This window comes from Nonomuraea sp. NPDC052265 (assembly GCF_044547985.1).
GTDB lineage: Bacteria > Actinomycetota > Actinomycetes > Streptosporangiales > Streptosporangiaceae > Nonomuraea.
On sequence record NZ_JBIUBJ010000048.1, the window covers coordinates 1 to 3,321 of the forward strand.

3 protein-coding genes are annotated in these 3,321 nt (G+C 72.3%); all 3 read left to right on the top strand.

Annotation, left to right across the window (positions count from 1 at the left end; translation table 11 throughout):
* Positions 1-578 precede the first annotated feature (578 nt).
* Genes ACIHAD_RS48205 through ACIHAD_RS48215 form a run of 3 tightly spaced genes read left to right on the top strand, consistent with a single transcriptional unit; the run spans position 579 to position 3,028 of the window.
* Positions 579-752 (top strand): hypothetical protein, encoded by a 174-nt coding sequence (locus ACIHAD_RS48205; RefSeq protein WP_397361621.1) that lies wholly within the window; start codon positions 579-581, stop codon positions 750-752.
* 26 nt (positions 753-778) lie between these two features.
* On the top strand, positions 779-1,675 hold the full coding sequence (locus ACIHAD_RS48210) for an NB-ARC domain-containing protein (RefSeq protein ID WP_397361622.1): 897 nt from the start codon (positions 779-781) through the stop codon (positions 1,673-1,675).
* Positions 1,676-1,732: 57 nt separating this feature from the next.
* Complete coding sequence (locus ACIHAD_RS48215) at positions 1,733-3,028, top strand: tetratricopeptide repeat protein (RefSeq protein ID WP_397361623.1); 1,296 nt, start codon at positions 1,733-1,735, stop codon at positions 3,026-3,028.
* The last annotated feature ends 293 nt before the right edge of the window (positions 3,029-3,321 follow it).

Here is a 3,321-nt window from a genome sequence, read left to right on the forward strand (position 1 = left end):
TCACCGCCGGACAATCTTTTGGGAAGGGCTCCGACTTCGGTCGGGGCCCTTTCTGTGTTTCCGGGGTTGTTTCGTGTGGTGTCTGGACGTCGACGGGGGCGTGGGCGGGGGCGTTGGTGGGGCGGCGGGGTGTCTGGAGGGTGGGTGTTGCGGCCCCGTTTGTGCGATGTGCGGGGTCGGCATGGTTCGGCTACGGGTCGGGGCGGTGCTGGCTTTGAGGGATGGTGGGAGGGGTGGGGTCGGGCGAGGTCAGAGGTCGTTCATGGACCTGGCAATCTCCCTAGGATACTCACCGTAATCGGGTAACTCTATTAGAGTGACCGCTTCTCCACCTTCCAAGCAGTCAGCGCGTCGGAGCCGTCGGCTGCTGGCGTGGACGTTCGCGTCGATCTCCGTCGGGTTGGTGGCCGCGGGGGTCGTGGGGTTTTTCGCCGAGCCGTTACAGCTGGAGCTGCTGGACAAGCGGGCCAGTGTCGTCAGCATGTTCGTGGGTGTGGCGGGGTTGTTCATAGCCGGTGTCGGGCTGTGGGCGCAGCTTCGGGCCGCCATGACGCCTTCCGGTGGTGGTGAGCCCGCCGGTGGCAGTGGAAGTGGTGCGGGTCAGGATCAGGCGGGGCAGCCTGGTGCTGGTGCTGGTGCTGGTCAAGGTTCTGGTTCTGGTTCTGGTTCGGGTGTGGCGGGGGCTGGTGGGGGTGGGGCGGGGCCGGGGGGTGGCGGTCTCGGGGGTGCGGCGGGTGAGCGGTCGGTCGTGATGGGGCGGCAGGAGTCCGGTCTGGCCATGACGGGGGACAGGTCCACGGCGGTGACCGGGGGGCATGTCGACGTCATCGGGGACGTGCATCTGCCGTCGCGGCCTCGGGTCGCGACGCGGCCTGTACAGCTGGGGCCGCGACCGCCGCAGCTCGTCGGACGGGACGAGGCCGTGGCGGAGCTGCGGGAACGGCTGCTGGGGAGCGACGTACGGCCGGCGGTGGTGGCCGTGCACGGGCTCGGCGGCGTGGGCAAGACCAGTCTCGCGCTGGAGTACGCCTACCGGTACCAGCACGACTACCAGCTCGTCTGGCAGTTGCCGGCGGCCGAACCGGCGGTGTTGTCGGCGGCGTTCGCCCGGTTGGCGGCGCTCATGGGATTACGGGAGCTGGGCGCGGACGCGGCGGACCCGGTCGACCAGGTGCACGCCGCGCTGGCGGCGCGTACCGAACCGTGGTTGTTGATTTTGGACAATGTGCCGGAGGCCGAGGCGGTGCGGCCCGTGTTGCCTCCGGCGGGGCCGGGGCACGTGCTGATCACGAGCCGGTCCGGGAGCTGGCCACGGGATCAGGGGCTGGAGCTGCCGGTGCTCGACCTGGAGTCGGCGGCGTTGCTGCTGCTGGCGAGTTCGGGGCAGGACGACGCCGGGGCGGCCGCCGCCGTGGTGGCGGAGCTCGGGGCGTTGCCGCTGGCGCTGGAGCAGGCCGCGGCGTACATGTCGGAGACGGGGCTGGAGCTGTCGGAGTACCTGGATCTGCTGCATCACCAGCGTGCCGAGTTGCTGGCGCAGGGGCAGGCGTGGGGGTATCGCGAGCGGGTGGCCTCCACGTGGCAGTTCGCGTTCCAGCGGCTGGCCAGGACGAGTCCGCAGGCCATCGCGCTGCTGCGGCTGCTGTCCTGCTACGCGCACGAGGCGATTCCGTAGCATTTGCTGCTTTCGCCGTTGGGTCGGTGGACGTCGCGGGACCTTTTCCGGGCGGACGTGCAGCGGCGGCTGGCCTACGGGCGGATCTCCGGGCCGCCGACGCGCCTGCTGCGGGACGTGCATCCCAGCGTGCTGATGATGATGCGGGCGCTGCCGCGCGACACGCTGCGGATCAACGCGGCGCTGAGCGCGTTGCGGCGGCACAGCCTGATCGGGCCGCCCGTGGACGGGACGGTCACCGTGCACCAGCTGGTGCAGGCCGTCACGCTTGATCAGCTCTCGATGCGGGCGCAGCGCCGGTGGCGGGAGGTGGCGGCGGTGCTGGTGGAAGCCGTGCTGCCGGACGATCCCGGGCAGAAGGTGCGGTGGCCGCGGTACGCCAGGCTGTTGCCGCACATCCGGACGGTGCTCGGGCCGACCTCGCCCGGCATGGACAAGACGGCCCAGTATCTGGGGGCCAGCGGCGACTACCGTACGGCGAGGTCGTTGTTCGAGGAGATCGCCGACGCGCTCGCGGCGGCGCTCGGCCCGGAGGAGCCGGCGACGCTGACGGCCCGGCACGAGCTGGCGCTCTGGACGGGCGAGGCGGGCGACTCAGCGGCGGCGCGTGACCAGTACCTGGAGTTGCTTCCCGTCTACGAGCGGGTGCTCGGTCCCGAACACCCGCACACCCTGACCACCCGGCACAACCTGGCCCAGTGGACGGGACGGGCGGGCGATCCGGTGGCCGCCCGCGACCAGTACGCGGCACTGTTGCCGGTCCGGCAGTGGGTGTCGGGCCCGGAGCATCCGGACACCCTGACCACGCAGGCCAACCTCGCCCAGTGGACCGGGCAGGCGGGGGACGCGGCCGCGGCCCGTGACCAGTACGCGGCGCTGCTGCCCGTGCGGGAGCGGGTTCAGGGGGCCGAGCATCCGTCGACGCTGATCAACCGGCACGAGCTGGCCAGGTGGACCGGTGAGCTGGGGGACGCGCTGGCCGCCCGCGACCAGTATGCGGCGTTGCTCCTGGTACGGGAGCGGGTGTCGGGGCCGCATCATCCCGACACGTTGACAGTCCGGCATGAGCTGGCCCGGTGGACGGGGGAGTTGGGGGACGCTGCGGCGGCCCGTGACCTGTACGCGGCGTTGGTGCCGGTACGGGAGCGGGTTCAGGGGGCTGAGCATCCTGACACGCTGACTGCCAGGGCGAACCTCGCGTACTGGACGGGGAAGGCGGGGGATGCGGCGGGGGCGCGGGATCTGTGTGCGACGTTGCTGCCGATCCGTGCCCGCGTGCTCGGGGCCGGCCATCGGGCGACGGTGACGACGAGGGAGCAACTCGCCTACTGGACGGCACAGGCCCGTCCGTGAAGGCCGCTCGGGAGCTGCGGCTCGGGGCCGGGGCCGGGGCCGGAGGCGAGGGATGAGGCCGAGGGTGAGGCGGTCGGAGGTGGCTGAGGTTGTGGGGGGTGAAGGCGAGGGGGGCGGCAGGGCCGCTGAGGGACTTGGGGGTGCTTGGTGGGAGGGGGAGCCGGGGGGGGGGGGGGGGGGGCGGCCCCCCCCCCCCCCCCCCCCCCCCCGGGCGGGGGGGGGGGGGGGGGCCCCCCCCCCCCCCCCCCCCCCCCCCCCCCCCCAGGGCAAAAAAAAAACCAAACCAACAACCC

Bases quoted from the DNA above. Each gene is read 5' to 3' on its own strand.
- ACIHAD_RS48210 (WP_397361622.1), top strand. From the start codon at position 779: ATGACGGGGGACAGGTCCACGGCGGTGACCGGGGGGCATGTCGACGTC.